Source organism: Alsobacter metallidurans (genome assembly GCF_014636935.1).
Classification (GTDB): domain Bacteria; phylum Pseudomonadota; class Alphaproteobacteria; order Rhizobiales; family Beijerinckiaceae; genus Alsobacter; species Alsobacter metallidurans.
On the sequence record NZ_BMES01000002.1, the window covers coordinates 1,247,692 to 1,262,099 of the forward strand.

A 14,408-nucleotide genomic window follows, 5' to 3' on the forward strand; every position below is an offset into this window, starting at 1 on the left:
GTGGCCGGGGCAATCCACATGCGCGTAGTGGCGCGCCGTGGTCTCGTACTCCACATGCGCGGTCGAGATCGTGATGCCGCGCGCCTTCTCTTCCGGCGCCTTGTCGATCTGGTCATACGCCGTGAACGTGGCGCCGCCCGTCTCGGCCAGAACCTTGGTGATCGCCGCCGTCAGCGACGTCTTGCCGTGGTCGACGTGACCAATCGTGCCGATGTTGCAGTGCGGCTTCGTCCGCGCGAATTTTTCCTTGGCCATGGCCGTGTCCCAGTCCTCGACAGCCGGACGTGCGCCGGCAAGGGTTTAGCAAACGGGCGCGAGATAGGCGGTTTCGTCAGGAAGCGCAAGGGTCGCCTTGCGCCTAGCTGCGCGTCAGCCAGCTCCGCCACGCGCGGACGTAATCCGAAACAAGCACCTGGGCGGCGTCGTAAGGCTGGATGCTGTCCGCCACTCCGGCCAACACGCCGCCCACCATCATGGCGGTCTGCACCTTCCCCGGATAGGACGCGATGAGCTTGCCGTCGGCACCAATAAGGTCGATCGACGCCTGGAACTTGGCTTGCTGATCCACCAGCACGCGTCGCATCATCGATGGAACGTCAAATAATGTGACCCTGACCACGATCGTGGCCGGAGTAGCGCCGGTCATGATCAAGGCCGCGTTGGCGCGCACCTCACGCGCGACGAGTTCGGTCGCTTGCGCCTGGAGAAAGGGTTGCGCTTCCGGAACGCGGGCCGCCGACGTCCCTTTCAGCTTTTCCGCCACCTGAGGGTCGACGCCGCCTGCCAGAAAGCGAGTTTCGGCAGCCGGCCATGATGTCACGGGCGCTGCGAACTCGACGCTGACGTTCGCTAGCCTGAGTGCGGCGATGCGATCGAACGGGACGTTGGCCGGCGGAACGGAAGCGCAAGCCGCCAGCCCAAAGACCAGGGAAAGAATGATTGCAAAACGGCCGATCATGGCAGGATCTCTCGACAGAATGTCGAACAGCCTGAGCGAGCCGCTCCAATCAGGCCATAAACCGGTAGTTGCAAACTGAAGCTTTGTCCCAGCAATGGCCTAGACGCCGCGAGCAACCTCACTGGCGTCGATTTCCGCGGCGGCCGCCTCGGCGCCTTCCTCGAGCGCCAGCGCAGGATCCACATACAGCACGGTCCATTCCGGCAATGCGCGCTTGATCGACCGCGCGATCAGGAGCCCCTCCTCGGCGAGGGCGGCCCATGCGGTTGCGGCTATCTCGGCGGGGATGTCGCCGTCGTCGATCTGATCGTCGACCGAATCGAAAGCTTCCTGCCAGTCGGCGAGGCGGTCGGCCAACGCCCGGTCGATTGGCAGATCCTCGACCAGCGCTTCCTGCCCCTCGGCCGTCCAGACGCCCTCCGATCCATACGCGCCCATGACGCGCACGCAAAAGCCGCCAGCGGTGGTCCGGAAATGCTCTGGCCCGACATCGTTCATGGCGATTCACGGATTTGGGGAAACTGGAGCGGGTAGAGGGAATCGAACCCTCGTATTCAGCTTGGAAGGCTGCTGCTCTACCATTGAGCTATACCCGCCCGCGGCGGAGATATGCCGCGACTCGCCCGGCTTGGCAAGCGAGGCCCCGCGCGGAGAGGCGGAATGGCCCCTGCGGCGGCAGCCGGACGTTTTCCGAGTTGACAGGGCGGCGCCCGGTCACCATAAGACCCCCCGCGGAGACGCCCCGGGCGGCGTCTTCGAAACCGCGTCCCTGTGCAGCGTTCCCCGCTTCCCAAGGATCGGACGTGGGGGAATGTCCCGAGCGGCAAAGGGGGCGGACTGTAAATCCGCTGGCTAAGCCTTCGTAGGTTCGAGTCCTACTTCCCCCACCACTTATTCCGCCGTCAGGCGCGTTCAAAGGCCAGCTCCTCCGAGCTGGCCTTTTGCGTTTTCGGCGTCGGAGCCCGTTTGCGCCGGCGGGCTGGCCATGCGACACGCAAGCCCACAGGAGTTGGACGCAATGGCGAAGCAGGGATCAGGCGGACGGCCAGGCAATCCGGGCGGACCGCGCGGAGCGGCGGGCGGCCCCCGCCAGGGCGGCGCAGGCGAGCGCGGGCCGCGGCAGGACCGGCCCGACAGCTCCGGTAGCCAGGGCGGCTGGGATCCCGGTCGCGCCGACCAGGAGCCGCGTCGGTTCGAGACGCGCCCCCTCCGATCCAAGTCACGCAGCTTTCCGGGCGCCTCGCCCGCCGAGCATGATCGTGGCCCTGCCCGAGATGCAGCGCCCCGGCGCGACCAGAGGCGCGACGAATCGCGTGGCCCGGAGCGCGAGCCCGTGCCGCATGGCCGCTTGCGCCTTTACGGGTTTCACAGCGTTGCCGAAGCGCTGAACAACCCCCGGCGCAAGATCCACACGCTCTACGTCACCGAGAACGCCGGCAACCGTCTCGCCGAGATGGTCCCGAACCCGCGCGTGGCGCCCACTCTGGTGCGCGCCGAGCAGATCGACCGCATGGTCGGCGCGGACGCCGTGCACCAGGGCGTCGCCGCCGATGTGGAGCCGTTTGCGGGCCTGGATCTCTACGACATCCCGGACGATGCGCTCGTCCTGGTGCTCGACCAGGTTACCGATCCCCACAATGTCGGCGCCATCCTGCGCAGCGCCGCCGCGTTCGGGGCGGCCGCCATCGTGATGACCGACCGGCACAGCCCGGAGGCCACCGGCGTTTTGGCCAAGACCGCCTCCGGCGCGCTGGAGCACGTTCCGATCGTCACCGTCGGCAATCTCGCGCAGGCGCTCACCGTGTTGGGCGATCGCGGCTTCTGGCGTGTGGGCCTCGATTCGGAAGGGCCGGACATTCTGGAAAAATCGGTGGCGTCGCGACCAATCGCCCTGGTGCTCGGCGCCGAGGGCAAGGGGCTGCGCCGCCTCACGCGCGAGCGCTGCGACGTGCTCGCCCGGCTCGACATGCCGGGCGCGATCAAGAGCCTCAACGTCTCGAACGCCGCGGCCGTGGCGCTCTACGCCATCGGCAAGGCGCTCGAACCGAAGGCATGAGCGTCAGCGCGCCTTAAGGTTGATGATCCTGGCAGCGCCGGCCGGTGACGTGAAGCCGTCGCCAAGCTCCGCGACCCTGGCCGTTCCATAGACGCGCGCCCCGCCCGGCTTGCCGGATCGGCCATGCGTTTCGTCGTTGATCACGTAAAGCTCCGGCGGAAACGCCGGACTTCCCACAAACGCGCCCACCTGCGGCAGGTCGGCGCGCGTGGGGAGGTCGGCGCGGGTCGGCAGCCGCCACACAGGAGCAGGTTCGTCCGCCGGCGTCGCGTAAACCGCGCCCGTGTCCCGGTACACCAGGGATGGCGCCCAGATGTCGCCCCGTCCAAAGCGCCGGTCGCCGTGTTTCCATCCATGGCGGACCACACCATGGCGGACCACGCCGTGCCGGCCCGCGAAGCCGTGATTCCGCCACATGGCGACATGGGCGCGCGGCGCTTGGCCGCGCCAGTGGGATCCACCCCCGTGCGAGCCCGGCGAGGCCGCCAAGCCAGGGAGCGCCGAAAGGCAGAGAAGAGACGCGGCAAGGATCATACCGGGCGCACGCATGCCGAACTCCTGAAACGCAACAACCGCATCCGGTTAACAAAGTATGATGAAAAGTCCCAGGTTCCCAGCCCAGTTCGGCACAGCATTTAGGCGGACCTTGGCTTCTTCCGCCGCCCCTCGCCGATAGTCGCAAGACCAAAGACCGGCTCATCTCGGCGGCCTGTCTGAGCTATTAACAAACTATATCGGGGGAATGCACATCACAGGTCGGCTTGCAGCGCGAACGCTCATTCGCGCCTGGGCTCCCCTGTGCCGGCACTCCCGCGAGGCCAGCACAAGACGGGGGTGGACCATGGCGACTGCCAGTTACGAGACAATCGAGAAAAACCCGAGCTACCAAGAGCTTGTTCGCAAGCGCTCGTCCTTCGGATGGTCGCTGTCGGCCGCAATGCTGGTGATCTATTTCGGCTTCATCCTGCTGGTCGGCTACGCCCCCAAGGTCCTGGGCATCCCGCTCGGAACCGGCGTGATGACGGTCGGCATTCCGGTCGGCCTGTTGGTGATCATCTCGGCCTTCGTGCTCACGGGCGTTTATGTCGCCCGCGCCAATGCCGAGTACGACGTGCTGGTCCGCAAGATCGTGGAGGACGCCAAGTGAAAACCGCCAGCATCTTCCGCGCCGGCGCGGCCGGCCTCCTCGTCGCGCTTTCGTCGACGCTCGCCCATGCGGCCGGCGCCATCGACGGCGGCTCCAAACAGGAACTCAATATTGCCGCCATCGGCATGTTCCTGGCCTTCGTGCTGTTGACGCTCGGCATCACCTATTGGGCCGCGAAGCAGACCCGTTCCGCCGCGCAGTTCTATACCGCCGGCGGCGGGATCACGGGCTTCCAGAACGGCCTCGCAATCGCGGGCGACTACATGTCGGCCGCCTCGTTCCTGGGCATCTCGGGCCTTGTCTACCTGTCTGGCTATGATGGCCTGATCTACTCGGTGGGCTGGCTCGTCGGCTGGCCGATCGTGACCTTCCTGATCGCCGAGCAGCTTCGCAACCTCGGCAAATTCACCTTCGCGGACGTGGCGTCGTTCCGCTTCGCGCAGACGCCAATTCGCGTGCTCGCGGCCTGCGGAACGCTCGTGACGGTGGCGTTTTACCTGATCGCCCAGATGGTTGGCGCGGGTAAGTTGATTCAACTTCTGTTCGGCCTCGACTACTGGATGGCAGTGCTCGTGGTGGGCGGTCTGATGATCGTCTACGTGACCTTCGGCGGCATGGTGGCGACAACCTGGGTGCAGATTATCAAGGCCTGCCTGCTGCTTGCAGGCGCGTCCTTCATGGCCATGATGGTGCTGGCCAAGTTCGGCTTCAATCCGGAGGCCCTGTTCAGCAAGGCCGTCGAGGTGCATCCCAAGAAGATCGCCATCATGGAGCCGGGGTCGCTCATCTCGAACCCGCTCTCGGCGATTTCGCTGGGACTGGCGCTGATGTTCGGAACCGCGGGCCTGCCGCACATCCTGATGCGCTTCTTCACGGTGTCGGACGCCAAGGCGGCCCGCAAATCCGTGTTCGTCGCCACCGGCTTCATCGGCTACTTCTACATCCTCACCTTCATCATCGGCTTCGGCGCGATCACGCTGGTGTCGACCAACCCAGAGTTCCTCGAAGCCGGGAAGACCGGGTTGGCGGCCATCAAGGGCGGCTCCAACATGGCCGCCATTCACCTTGCCAACGCGGTCGGCGGCAACGTCTTCCTGGGCTTCATCTCGGCCGTCGCATTCGCGACGATCCTGGCGGTGGTCTCGGGGTTGACGCTGGCCGGCGCCTCGGCGATCAGCCACGACCTCTACGCGACGGTGATCAAGGAGGGCGCCGCCAACGAGCAGGACGAGATCCGGATCTCCAAGATCTCGACCGTGTTCCTCGGCATCCTGGCCGTGATCCTCGGTATTGTGTTCGAGAACCAGAACGTCGCCTTCATGGTCGGGCTCGCCTTCGCGATCGCGGCGTCCTGCAACTTCCCGGTGCTCGTGATGTCGATCTTCTGGAAGGGCATGACCACCCGCGGCGCGGTGATCGGCGGGTTTCTCGGCCTGATCTCGGCGCTCGTGGGCGTCGTGCTCTCGCCAGGCGTTTGGGAAGCCGCCATCGGCAACCCGAAGGGGTCCGCGCCATTCCCGTACGACAACCCGGCGCTGTTCTCGATGGCGCTCGCTTTCGGCGGGATCTGGCTGTTCTCGACGCTCGACAACAGCAAGCGCGCCGCGCAGGACCGAGCCGGTTTCCCGGCCCAGTTCGTCCGGTCGCAGACCGGCATCGGCGCTGTCGGGGCTGCGTCGCACTGAAGTCACTCCTCGGGGCGGCCCAGCGCCGCCCCGAGTTTTCGCTTCGCGGGGCTCTCCACCGCGGCGCCCGGAGAGGCGAGTCATGACGCAGGCCTTCGACGCCTCGAACCCGCCCTTTGACCGGCTCGAGCTCCGCGAGATCGAGACCCTCAGGGCCTCTCTGGATGTGGGCTATTTCACGCCGGGCGAAGTCTTGATCGCCCAGAATGCCCCGTCGGAATCGCTGTTTATCATCATCAAGGGCGCCGTCGAGGAGCGCGACGGGGACGAGCTCGTCGCCCTGCTGGGCCCGCGCGACGCGTTCGACGGCCGCGCAATCGTCCAGGGAGAAAGCGGCCACGCGTTCGTGGCCCGTGACGAAACCCTGTGCTGGCTTGCCCCGAAAACAACAGTTCTCGATCTCATCAAGCGCAGCCCGCGCTTCGGCGCGTTTTTCTATCTCGACATCTCGCGCAAGCTCGACGCGCTGGAGCACGAAGCCGAGGACCAGCGCGTCGGAAGCCTCATGCGCGGGCGCCTCTCGGACGTGTTCATGCACCCCGCGACCTTTATCGAGGCCGACGAGAGCATCGAGGCGGCCGGCCGGCGCATGCGCGACGTCAACAGCAATACGCTACTGGTGCGCGACCGCGACCGCATCGGCATCATCACGGGCATGAACCTGTCCAAGGGTGTGGTGCTCGGCCGTCTCCCGCTGGAAACGCCCGTGCGGGCGCTCGCCCATTTTGACGTGGTGCGGCTGCGCCCGGACGATTTCGTCTACGAAGCGCTGCTGCTGATGACCAAGCACAACAAGCGCCGCATCGCCGTGCATGACGGCGAACGCTACCTGGGCGTCGTCGAGGACATCGACCTCCTCAGCTTCATCGCCGGCAATGCGCAGATCGTCGCCGGACGGATCGATCGAGCCGCCACCCTGGACGACCTCGCGGCCGCGGCGGCTGAGATTGCCGAGCAAGTGCGAATCCTGCGGCGGCAGGGCCTGAAGCCGTCCGTCATCGCCGAGATCGTGTCTGACCTGAACCGCCGCCTGTTCGCCAGCCTGTTCGCCATGGTGGCGCCGGCTTCGATCCGCGAGGCCGGGTGCCTGATCGTGATGGGCAGCGAGGGTCGCGGAGAACAAACGGTTCGCACGGACCAGGACAACGGCCTCATTCTGGCGCATCCCGTCAACGAGGCGGAGCTCGCGGCGTTTCGGACCGCGTTCTCGGGCACTCTCGCGCGCTTCGGATTCCCGCCCTGCCCCGGCGCCGTGATGGTGTCCAATCCGTTCTGGTCTAGGCCTCTTGCCGATTTCGAAGCCGACTTCCGCCGCTGGATCGCCCTGCCCGACGCCGACGCCCACCTCAACGTGGCCATCTTCCTGGACGCCGAGGCCGTCGCCGGCGACGCCGCCCTCCTCGCCAAAGCCAAGGCGGCCCTGATGGACGCAGTGCGCGGCGAGCAGGCCTATCTCGCGCGCTTCGCAAAGGCCGTCGACGCCTTCGAAACCCCGATCGGACTGTTCAACCAGCTTGTCACTGCCGAGGGCGCCGGCGACGCGCTCGATCTGAAGCGCGGGGGCTTGTTCCCGCTCGTGCACGGCGCGCGCGCGCTCGCGCTCGAGAAGGGCATCCCGGCCACGAACACCGAAGCGCGGCTGATGCATTTGGGGCGGATCGGCATGCTCAAGCCGGCATTTGCGCGCCAATGCGTCGATGCATTCCAGTTCCTGGCAGGACTGCGGCTGGATGCGCAACTCGCGCAGGCGGCGGGCGGCTCGGGGGCGCTGGTGCGTCCGGCGGCGCTGACCACCATGGAGCGTGACCTACTTCGCGACGCCTTTCAGGTGGTGAAGCAGTTCCGCGAGATCGTGCGGCGCCACTTCAACCTGGGCCTGTTCGGATGACCGGATGGTCCAACCCCTGGTTGGCCGCCAAGCGGCTCTTCCACCAGGCCACGATCGGCGACCAGAACTACCGCTTCCTGTTTCGGCCCGGTCCCCCCGACGAAGTCGTTGCCATCGACTGCGAGACCACAGGACTCGACGTCGCCCACGACGAGATCATCACGATAGCGGCCATACGCATCCGCGGCTCGCGCATCCTGGCGAGCGAACGCTTCGAAGCCCTCGTGCGGCCCGACGTCCGCATCGCGCCCGAAGCCATCAAAGTCCACCACCTGCTAGAGAGCGAGGCGAAGGCGGGCGCGTTGATCTACCACGTGCTGCCGGATCTGCTGCGCTTCATCGGCGGACGACCCCTCGTCGGCTACTACCTCGAGTTCGACATCGCGATGTTGAACAAGGCCGTCCTTGGCTTCATCGGCGTGGAATTGCCGAACAAGCGTATCGAGGTCTCCCGCCTTTATCATGAGCGGAAATATGGCGACGCGCCGCCCGGAACCGTGGTCGACCTGTCGTTCGCCGCAATGCTGGCGGATCTCGGCATTCCCCGGCTGTCGCAGCATGACGCCGTCAATGACGCTCTGATGACTGCGATGGCGTATGTGGCGCTGCGCGACCTCAAGCGTCGCGGCGCCCGCATCCCACGGCCCCGGATGAAAGCGCCGCTGCAGCCGGGCGGGGTTTGATCATTATCCACGCTAGACGAAGGTTGAATCCCGCCCGCGGAAGAATCCTGTATCGTTTGAAATCGGCGTATGCGGATTTTCGCACGCCCAAGATGGCGACCCTCACAAAAACCCGGGTCGCTGCGATGATGGACGAGGGACTTGGGGGAAACTGCGGCCGATCCGATCCGGATGGCCCGTGTGTTTTCGAAATGATGATGTTGCGCATGAAAGACGCCGATACCCGGTCGGCGAACGGGCAAACACGTCCCGTCGCATGCGCGGCCAGAGGAACGACAAGGAGTTGGGCATGACGATGGCAGCCGCCCCCGCTGGGGCTGAACGCGTAAGGCCGATGACATCCGACGAGAAGCGCGTGATCTTTGCGTCCTCGCTCGGCACTGTCTTCGAATGGTATGATTTCTATCTCTATGGTTCGCTCGCCACCATCATCGGCGCGCAGTTCTTCAGCCAGTTCGACGAAGCCACGCGCAACATCTTCGCGCTGCTGGCCTTCGCGGCGGGCTTCATCGTTCGCCCGTTCGGCGCGCTTGTGTTCGGCCGCGTCGGCGACCTCGTCGGCCGCAAATACACCTTCCTGGTCACGATCCTGATCATGGGCCTGTCGACCTTCATCGTCGGCCTGCTGCCGGGGTCGAAGTCCATCGGCATCGCGGCCCCGATCATCCTGATCGCGCTGCGCCTGCTGCAGGGCCTCGCGCTCGGCGGCGAATATGGCGGCGCAGCCACTTACGTGGCCGAGCACGCCCCGCAGGGCCGCCGCGGCTTCTACACCTCGTGGATCCAGACCACCGCGACGCTGGGCCTGTTCCTGTCTCTGATCGTCATCCTGTTCACCCGCACGATCGCGGGCGAGGCGGCCTTCGCCGAGTGGGCCTGGCGCATTCCCTTCCTGCTCTCGATCGCGCTGCTCGGCATCTCGGTCTGGATCCGTCTGCAGCTCAACGAGTCGCCGGCGTTCCAGAAGATGAAGGCCGAGGGCACGGGCTCCAAGGCGCCGCTGTCCGAGGCTTTCGGCCAGTGGAGCAACATGAAGTTCGTGATCATCGCGCTCGTCGGCCTCGTCGCCGGTCAGGGCGTCGTCTGGTACACGGGCCAGTTCTACGCGCTGTTCTTCCTCCAGAGCATCCTGAAGGTCGACGGCTACACGGCGAACCTGCTGATCGCCTGGTCGCTGCTCGTGGGCACCGGCGGCTTCGTGCTGTTCGGCTGGCTGTCGGACAAGATCGGCCGCAAGCCAATCATCCTCGCCGGCTGCCTGCTCGCCGCCCTTACCTACTTCCCGCTGTTCACGGCGCTCACCGGCGCGGCGAACCCGATGCTCGAGAAGGCGATCGAGACCGCCAAGGTGCAGGTCGTGGCTGATCCGGCCGATTGCGGCGACCTCTTCAATCCGGTCGGCACCCGCAAGTTCACGTCGTCCTGCGACGTGGCGCGCGACGCTCTCGCAAAGAGCGCCGTGAAGTACACCACCACCGCAGGCCCGGCCGGACAGCCCGCCAAGATCAACGTCAACGGCACCGACGTCGCCGTCTACGCGGATGGAAAGACTTCGCCTGACCTCGCCAAGAACCTGGCGGCCGCTATCGGCGCCGCCGGATACCCGAAGCCGGGCGACGCGAGCATCGTGAAGATGTCGAACCCCTTCGACATCTTCCGCCCTCAGCCCTTCAAGGTGATCTCGATCCTGTTCGTCCTCGTCGTCTACGTGACGATGGTGTACGGCCCGATCGCGGCGGCACTGGTCGAACTCTTCCCGACCCGCATCCGCTACACCTCGATGTCGCTGCCCTACCACATCGGCAACGGCTGGTTCGGCGGTCTTCTGCCCGCCACTGCCTTCGCGATGGTGGCCCAGACGGGCGACATCTACTACGGCCTCTGGTACCCGATCGTGATCGCGCTGGTCACCTTCGTGCTCGGCCTCCTGCTCGTGCCGGAGACCAAGGACCGGGACATCTACGCCGGCGACAGCAAGATCTGAGGAGCGTGCGGGCGGCCTCGGCCGCCCCACTGCCTCGGCTGATCCAAGCCAACGAAAAGGCCCCGTCTCTCGACGGGGCCTTTGTTGTATCGGGCGTTACGCGCCGAAGCTCAGTAGTCGCATACCGTCTCACGGCGGACATCCCAGCCCCAGCCGGGCACCCAGACGCGGCGGCGGGTGACGTAGCATTCGTTCACGGGCTCGGCGTAGACCGGGCGAGCGCCATAGACCGGAGCGCCGTACACGGGCGCGCCATAGACCGGAGCCCCATAGGCCGGACGGGAGCCCGCGATGGCCGCGCCGAGCGCCAGGCCGCCAACCGCGCCGATGGCCGCGGCCGCGCCCGGGTTGAACCCGCCCCGGTGGCCGTAATAGCGATACTGAGCTTCGGCCGGGGCCACGCTGGCCGCGATGCCGGCGCCCATCGTGATGGCCGCGATGGCGCCCAGGACGATACGGTTCTTGGTCATTCTACTCTCCATCACGCCGCGGAACGAGGTGATTACCCCAGTCCGCCGTGCGAACCCTGTATTCGATGCTCGCAATCTAGAGCTCACGCCCTGAATGCCGCATGAATGCTCTTGGGCTGCATTGTGGCGCAAGCGCGGCCGTTTGCGGCGGGCCCGAAATCTGCCGGATCCCTCAAACGGCCGCCGGGCGCGCCTCAATCGATCTGCGCGCCGATCTTGGCGATGGCCTGCTGGTACACGGTCGCGGCGTTCCAGCCCTGGATCGCGGCGAAGTTCGGCTCGCCGGGCTGATAGCCCGCGCCGCGCCGCCAGCCATGCGCCTTCAGGAAATTGGCCGTCGACATCAACGCATTGGCGCTGTTGTCCAGGCTGCCGCCCACGCCGTAGAGCAGGATGCTCTTGGGCATGAACTGCGTCTGGCCGAGCTCGCCATGCATGGAGCCGCGGGTTTCGCCCGTGATGAGCCCCCGGTCGACGAGCTTCAGCGCCGCATCGAGCTGGTCCGTGAAGAACTCCGTCCGGCGGCAGTCGTAAGCAAGGGTCGCGACGGCCGACAACGTGTTCTGGTTTCCGCGCTGCGTGCCAAACGCCGTTTCCATGCCCCAGATCGCGATCAGCGGTCCGGCAGGCACGCCGTAGCGTTCCTCGATCTGGTCGAACAGCGCCGCCTGCGAGCGCTTCAGGGTGCGCCCGCGCGCCACGATGGTGGAGCCGCCGCGCTTGGCCATGAACTGGTCCAGCGTCAGCCGAAAGCTCTTTTGGCCCCGGTCGGCCGAGATCGTCGCATAGGCGTAGGTCGTCCCAAGCAGAGCCGAGACCGCCGTCGGGCTCGCGCCTCGCGCCCGCGCTTCGGCTGCGTATTGCTGCTTCCAGCTTTCAAAGCCGGCGGCCGAATTGCCGCACTGCGCCGCAGCGGCCGGCCCAGCCGTCCCGAGAAGCGTGGCGACCGCAACCGCGGCCGCGAACCTGATAGGGGCGAATATGCTCACGTCGATCTCCATTGGCCGCTTGGGGGCAAGCGGTAACCGCACCCGGAATGGTTCGTTCAATCCGGTCGCAGGCGCAAGAGGACGTAAGGAGAATGGTTTCCAGACCAGGGGGCCATGGTGCCGGATGAGGGGATCGAACCCCCGACCTTCGGTTTACAAAACCGCTGCACTACCGCTGTGCTAATCCGGCCCGCTGCGGTCCTAGCAGCCCGCCCGACCGCGTTCAACCAGCCAATTGGCGAACGGGCCATGCGAAGCGGCGAGGCGCTCCGCATGGCCCGACGGGTCAGCCGCGTGCGGCGGCCTTCGCCTCGCGCCGACGGGCATGAAGAACCCACTCGGTGTAGCCGTTAGGCTGCTCGCGTCCCTTGAACACGAGGTCGCAAGCCGCCGCGAAGGCCGGGCCCTCGAACGCAGGCGCCATGGGACGATAGAGCGGGTCCCCGGCGTTCTGCCGGTCGACCACCTCGGCCATGCGCTTCAGCGTCGCCATCACCCGCGCCTCGTCCACCACGCCGTGCAGCAGCCAGTTGGCGATGTGCTGGCAGGAAATTCGCAGCGTCGCGCGGTCCTCCATCAGGCCCACGTCATGGACGTCCGGCACCTTGGAGCAGCCGACGCCCTGGTCGATCCAGCGCACCACATAGCCGAGGATGCCTTGGCAGTTGTTGTCGAGCTCCTCCTGGATCGCGGCGGCGTCGAACGAGCCCGTCGCGAGCGGGATCGTCAGCACGTCCGAGAGGGGCGCGCGATTGCGGCCTGCAAGCTCGCTCTGGCGCTGCGCCACGTCCACTTGGTGGTAGTGCAGCGCGTGCAGGGTCGCGGCCGTGGGCGACGGCACCCAGGCGGTGTTCGCGCCGGCCTTGGGGTGGGCGATCTTCTGCGCCAGCATGTCGGCCATCCGGTCCGGAATCGCCCACATGCCCTTGCCGATCTGGGCGCGTCCGGGCAGCCCGCACGCGATGCCGGCGTCCACATTGGCGTCCTCATAAGCCTGCAGCCAGGCAGTCTTGCGCATGTCGTTCTTGCGCACCATCGGGCCGGCCTCGATCGAGGTGTGGATCTCGTCGCCTGTGCGGTCCAGAAAGCCGGTGTTGATGAAGGCCACGCGGTTGGCCGCCGCCTTGATGCAGGCCCGGAGGTTCACGGTGGTGCGGCGCTCCTCGTCCATGATGCCCATCTTGAGCGTGTGCCGCTTGAGGCCGTAGATGTCCTCCACGGCGCCGAACAGCGAGTCCGCGAAGGCGACTTCGTCCGGCCCGTGCATCTTCGGCTTAACGATGTAGACCGAACCGCGCCGGCTGTTGCGGATGGCGTGCTGCCCGCGCAGGTCGTGCAGGGCGATGAGCACGCTGACGGCGGCGTCCAGGATGGTCTCCGGGATCTCGCCGCCGTCGGCGAGCACGGCGTCGGTGTACATGTGGTGGCCGACATTGCGCACCAGCATGAGGCTGCGGCCATGCAGGGTCACGGTCCCGCCCTTCGGGCCTGTGTAGACGCGATCCGGGTTGAGCCGGCGCTCCACCGTCCCTTTGCCCTTGGCGAAGGTTGCCGTGAGGTCGCCGTTCATCAGGCCGAGCCAATTGCGATAGACCTCGACCTTGTCCTCCGCATCCACGGCCGCGACGCTGTCCTCCAGGTCGACGATGGTGGTGACGGCCGCCTCCATGATCACGTCGGCGACGCCGGCCGGGTCGGTCTTGCCGATCGGGTGGCGGCGGTCGATCAAAATCTCCAGGTGCAGGCCGTTATGGGCCAGTAGTACCGCATCAAGGGCGTCGGCAGCGCCACGATAGCCGGTGAACTGTGCAGCGTTCTTCAGCCCGACGACGCGGCCATCCGACAGCGAAACCGCCAGGGCGCCGTCCTTCACGGCGTAACCAGTCGCATCCGCGTGGCTGGCCCCGGCCAGCGGCGCGGCTTCGTCGAGGATCTCGCGCGCCTTGGCGACCACCTTGGCGCCGCGCTTCGGGTTGAACCCGACGCCGCGCTCGGCACCGCCGTCTTCCGGCAGTGCGTCCGTGCCATAGAGCGCGTCATAAAGGCTGCCCCACCGGGCGTTCGCGGCGTTCAGCGCGTAACGGGCGTTGGACGCCGGAACCACGAGCTGAGGCCCCGCGATGTGGCCGATTTCCTCATCGACATTGCCGGTGCCGATGCTGAAGCCGGCAGGCTCCTCGACCAGGTAGCCGATCTCACGCAGAAAGGACTGGTAGCCGTCCGGGTCGATTGTCTGCCCCTTGCAGGCGCGGTGGAAGTCGTCGATTTGCGCCTGCAAACGGTCACGCGTTTCGAGCAGCGCCTTGTTGCGAGGCGCGAATTCGCGCACCAGCGCCTCAAGCCCGCTCCAGAACGTCTCGGGCGAAACGCCCGTGCCGGGCAGCGCCTCGCGGGCGATGAAATCGTGCAGGATGGGCGCGACCGAAAGACTGCCGACGCTGATCATGAAACTCTCCTGAAGGCGCGATACGCCGGAAATACGTGGCTCCGTGCAGGCCTTAGACCATGGTCCCCAGCGCGGAAAAAGCAAGCGGCCGCGAATGCACTT

General features: G+C 66.4%; 13 protein-coding genes and 3 tRNA genes. 7 read left to right on the forward strand and 9 right to left on the reverse strand.

Annotated features, from left to right (window positions below; genetic code table 11):
• The 4 genes from IEV99_RS16245 to IEV99_RS16260 form a co-directional block, all read right to left on the reverse strand.
• A partial coding sequence (locus IEV99_RS16245) for a GTP-binding protein (RefSeq protein WP_244643896.1) occupies positions 1 to 255 on the reverse strand: 255 nt, incomplete at its 3' end.
• 103 nt (positions 256 to 358) lie between these two features.
• Complete coding sequence (locus tag IEV99_RS16250; RefSeq protein WP_188518792.1) at positions 359 to 958, reverse strand: hypothetical protein; 600 nt, start codon at positions 956 to 958, stop codon at positions 359 to 361.
• A gap of 99 nt (positions 959 to 1,057) precedes the next feature.
• Positions 1,058 to 1,456, reverse strand: coding sequence for an immunity protein CdiI family protein (locus tag IEV99_RS16255; protein WP_188518793.1), 399 nt, complete (start codon positions 1,454 to 1,456; stop codon positions 1,058 to 1,060).
• Between the two features lie 24 nt (positions 1,457 to 1,480).
• Positions 1,481 to 1,554, reverse strand: a tRNA-Gly gene (locus tag IEV99_RS16260).
• A 209-nt stretch (positions 1,555 to 1,763) separates the two neighbouring features.
• Between IEV99_RS16260 and IEV99_RS16265 the strand changes: the two genes are divergently transcribed.
• Positions 1,764 to 1,848 (forward strand) — tRNA-Tyr (locus tag IEV99_RS16265).
• A 128-nt stretch (positions 1,849 to 1,976) separates the two neighbouring features.
• Complete coding sequence (gene rlmB, locus IEV99_RS16270) at positions 1,977 to 3,014, forward strand: 23S rRNA (guanosine(2251)-2'-O)-methyltransferase RlmB (protein WP_188518794.1); 1,038 nt, start codon at positions 1,977 to 1,979, stop codon at positions 3,012 to 3,014.
• Between the two features lie 3 nt (positions 3,015 to 3,017).
• Here the strand turns inward: rlmB and IEV99_RS16275 are convergent, their stop codons facing one another.
• Complete coding sequence (locus IEV99_RS16275) at positions 3,018 to 3,563, reverse strand: hypothetical protein (RefSeq protein WP_188518795.1); 546 nt, start codon at positions 3,561 to 3,563, stop codon at positions 3,018 to 3,020.
• 292 nt (positions 3,564 to 3,855) lie between these two features.
• On the opposite strand from IEV99_RS16275, the gene IEV99_RS16280 reads away from it, so the two are divergent.
• The 5 genes from IEV99_RS16280 (at position 3,856) to IEV99_RS16300 (ending at position 10,401) form a co-directional block, all read left to right on the forward strand.
• Positions 3,856 to 4,161, forward strand: coding sequence for a DUF485 domain-containing protein (locus IEV99_RS16280; protein WP_188518796.1), 306 nt, complete (start codon positions 3,856 to 3,858; stop codon positions 4,159 to 4,161).
• 11 nt (positions 4,162 to 4,172) lie between these two features.
• Positions 4,173 to 5,846, forward strand: coding sequence for a cation acetate symporter (locus tag IEV99_RS16285; protein ID WP_188519699.1), 1,674 nt, complete (start codon positions 4,173 to 4,175; stop codon positions 5,844 to 5,846).
• 82 nt (positions 5,847 to 5,928) lie between these two features.
• A complete protein-coding gene (locus tag IEV99_RS16290) occupies positions 5,929 to 7,734 on the forward strand; it encodes a putative nucleotidyltransferase substrate binding domain-containing protein (RefSeq protein ID WP_188518797.1) in 1,806 nt (601 codons plus the stop codon).
• A complete protein-coding gene (locus IEV99_RS16295) occupies positions 7,731 to 8,417 on the forward strand; it encodes a 3'-5' exonuclease (RefSeq protein ID WP_188518798.1) in 687 nt (228 codons plus the stop codon). Before IEV99_RS16290 ends, IEV99_RS16295 begins: the two co-directional genes overlap by 4 nt.
• A 289-nt stretch (positions 8,418 to 8,706) precedes the next feature.
• The gene (locus IEV99_RS16300) at positions 8,707 to 10,401 is read left to right on the forward strand and encodes an MFS transporter (RefSeq protein WP_188518799.1); all 1,695 of its coding nucleotides are present in this window, start codon (positions 8,707 to 8,709) and stop codon (positions 10,399 to 10,401) included.
• A 110-nt stretch (positions 10,402 to 10,511) separates the two neighbouring features.
• Here the strand turns inward: IEV99_RS16300 and IEV99_RS16305 are convergent, their stop codons facing one another.
• The 4 genes from IEV99_RS16305 to IEV99_RS16320 all read right to left on the reverse strand — a co-directional run bounded on the left by IEV99_RS16305 (position 10,512) and on the right by IEV99_RS16320 (position 14,306).
• Entirely contained in the window at positions 10,512 to 10,871 is a 360-nt protein-coding gene (locus IEV99_RS16305) for a hypothetical protein (protein WP_244643897.1), read from the reverse strand.
• A 194-nt stretch (positions 10,872 to 11,065) separates the two neighbouring features.
• Positions 11,066 to 11,854, reverse strand: coding sequence for a lytic murein transglycosylase (locus IEV99_RS16310; protein WP_244643972.1), 789 nt, complete (start codon positions 11,852 to 11,854; stop codon positions 11,066 to 11,068).
• 121 nt (positions 11,855 to 11,975) lie between these two features.
• A tRNA-Thr gene (locus tag IEV99_RS16315) sits at positions 11,976 to 12,050 on the reverse strand.
• 96 nt (positions 12,051 to 12,146) lie between these two features.
• Complete coding sequence (locus IEV99_RS16320; RefSeq protein ID WP_188518802.1) at positions 12,147 to 14,306, reverse strand: malate synthase G; 2,160 nt, start codon at positions 14,304 to 14,306, stop codon at positions 12,147 to 12,149.
• Positions 14,307 to 14,408: the final 102 nt, after the last annotated feature.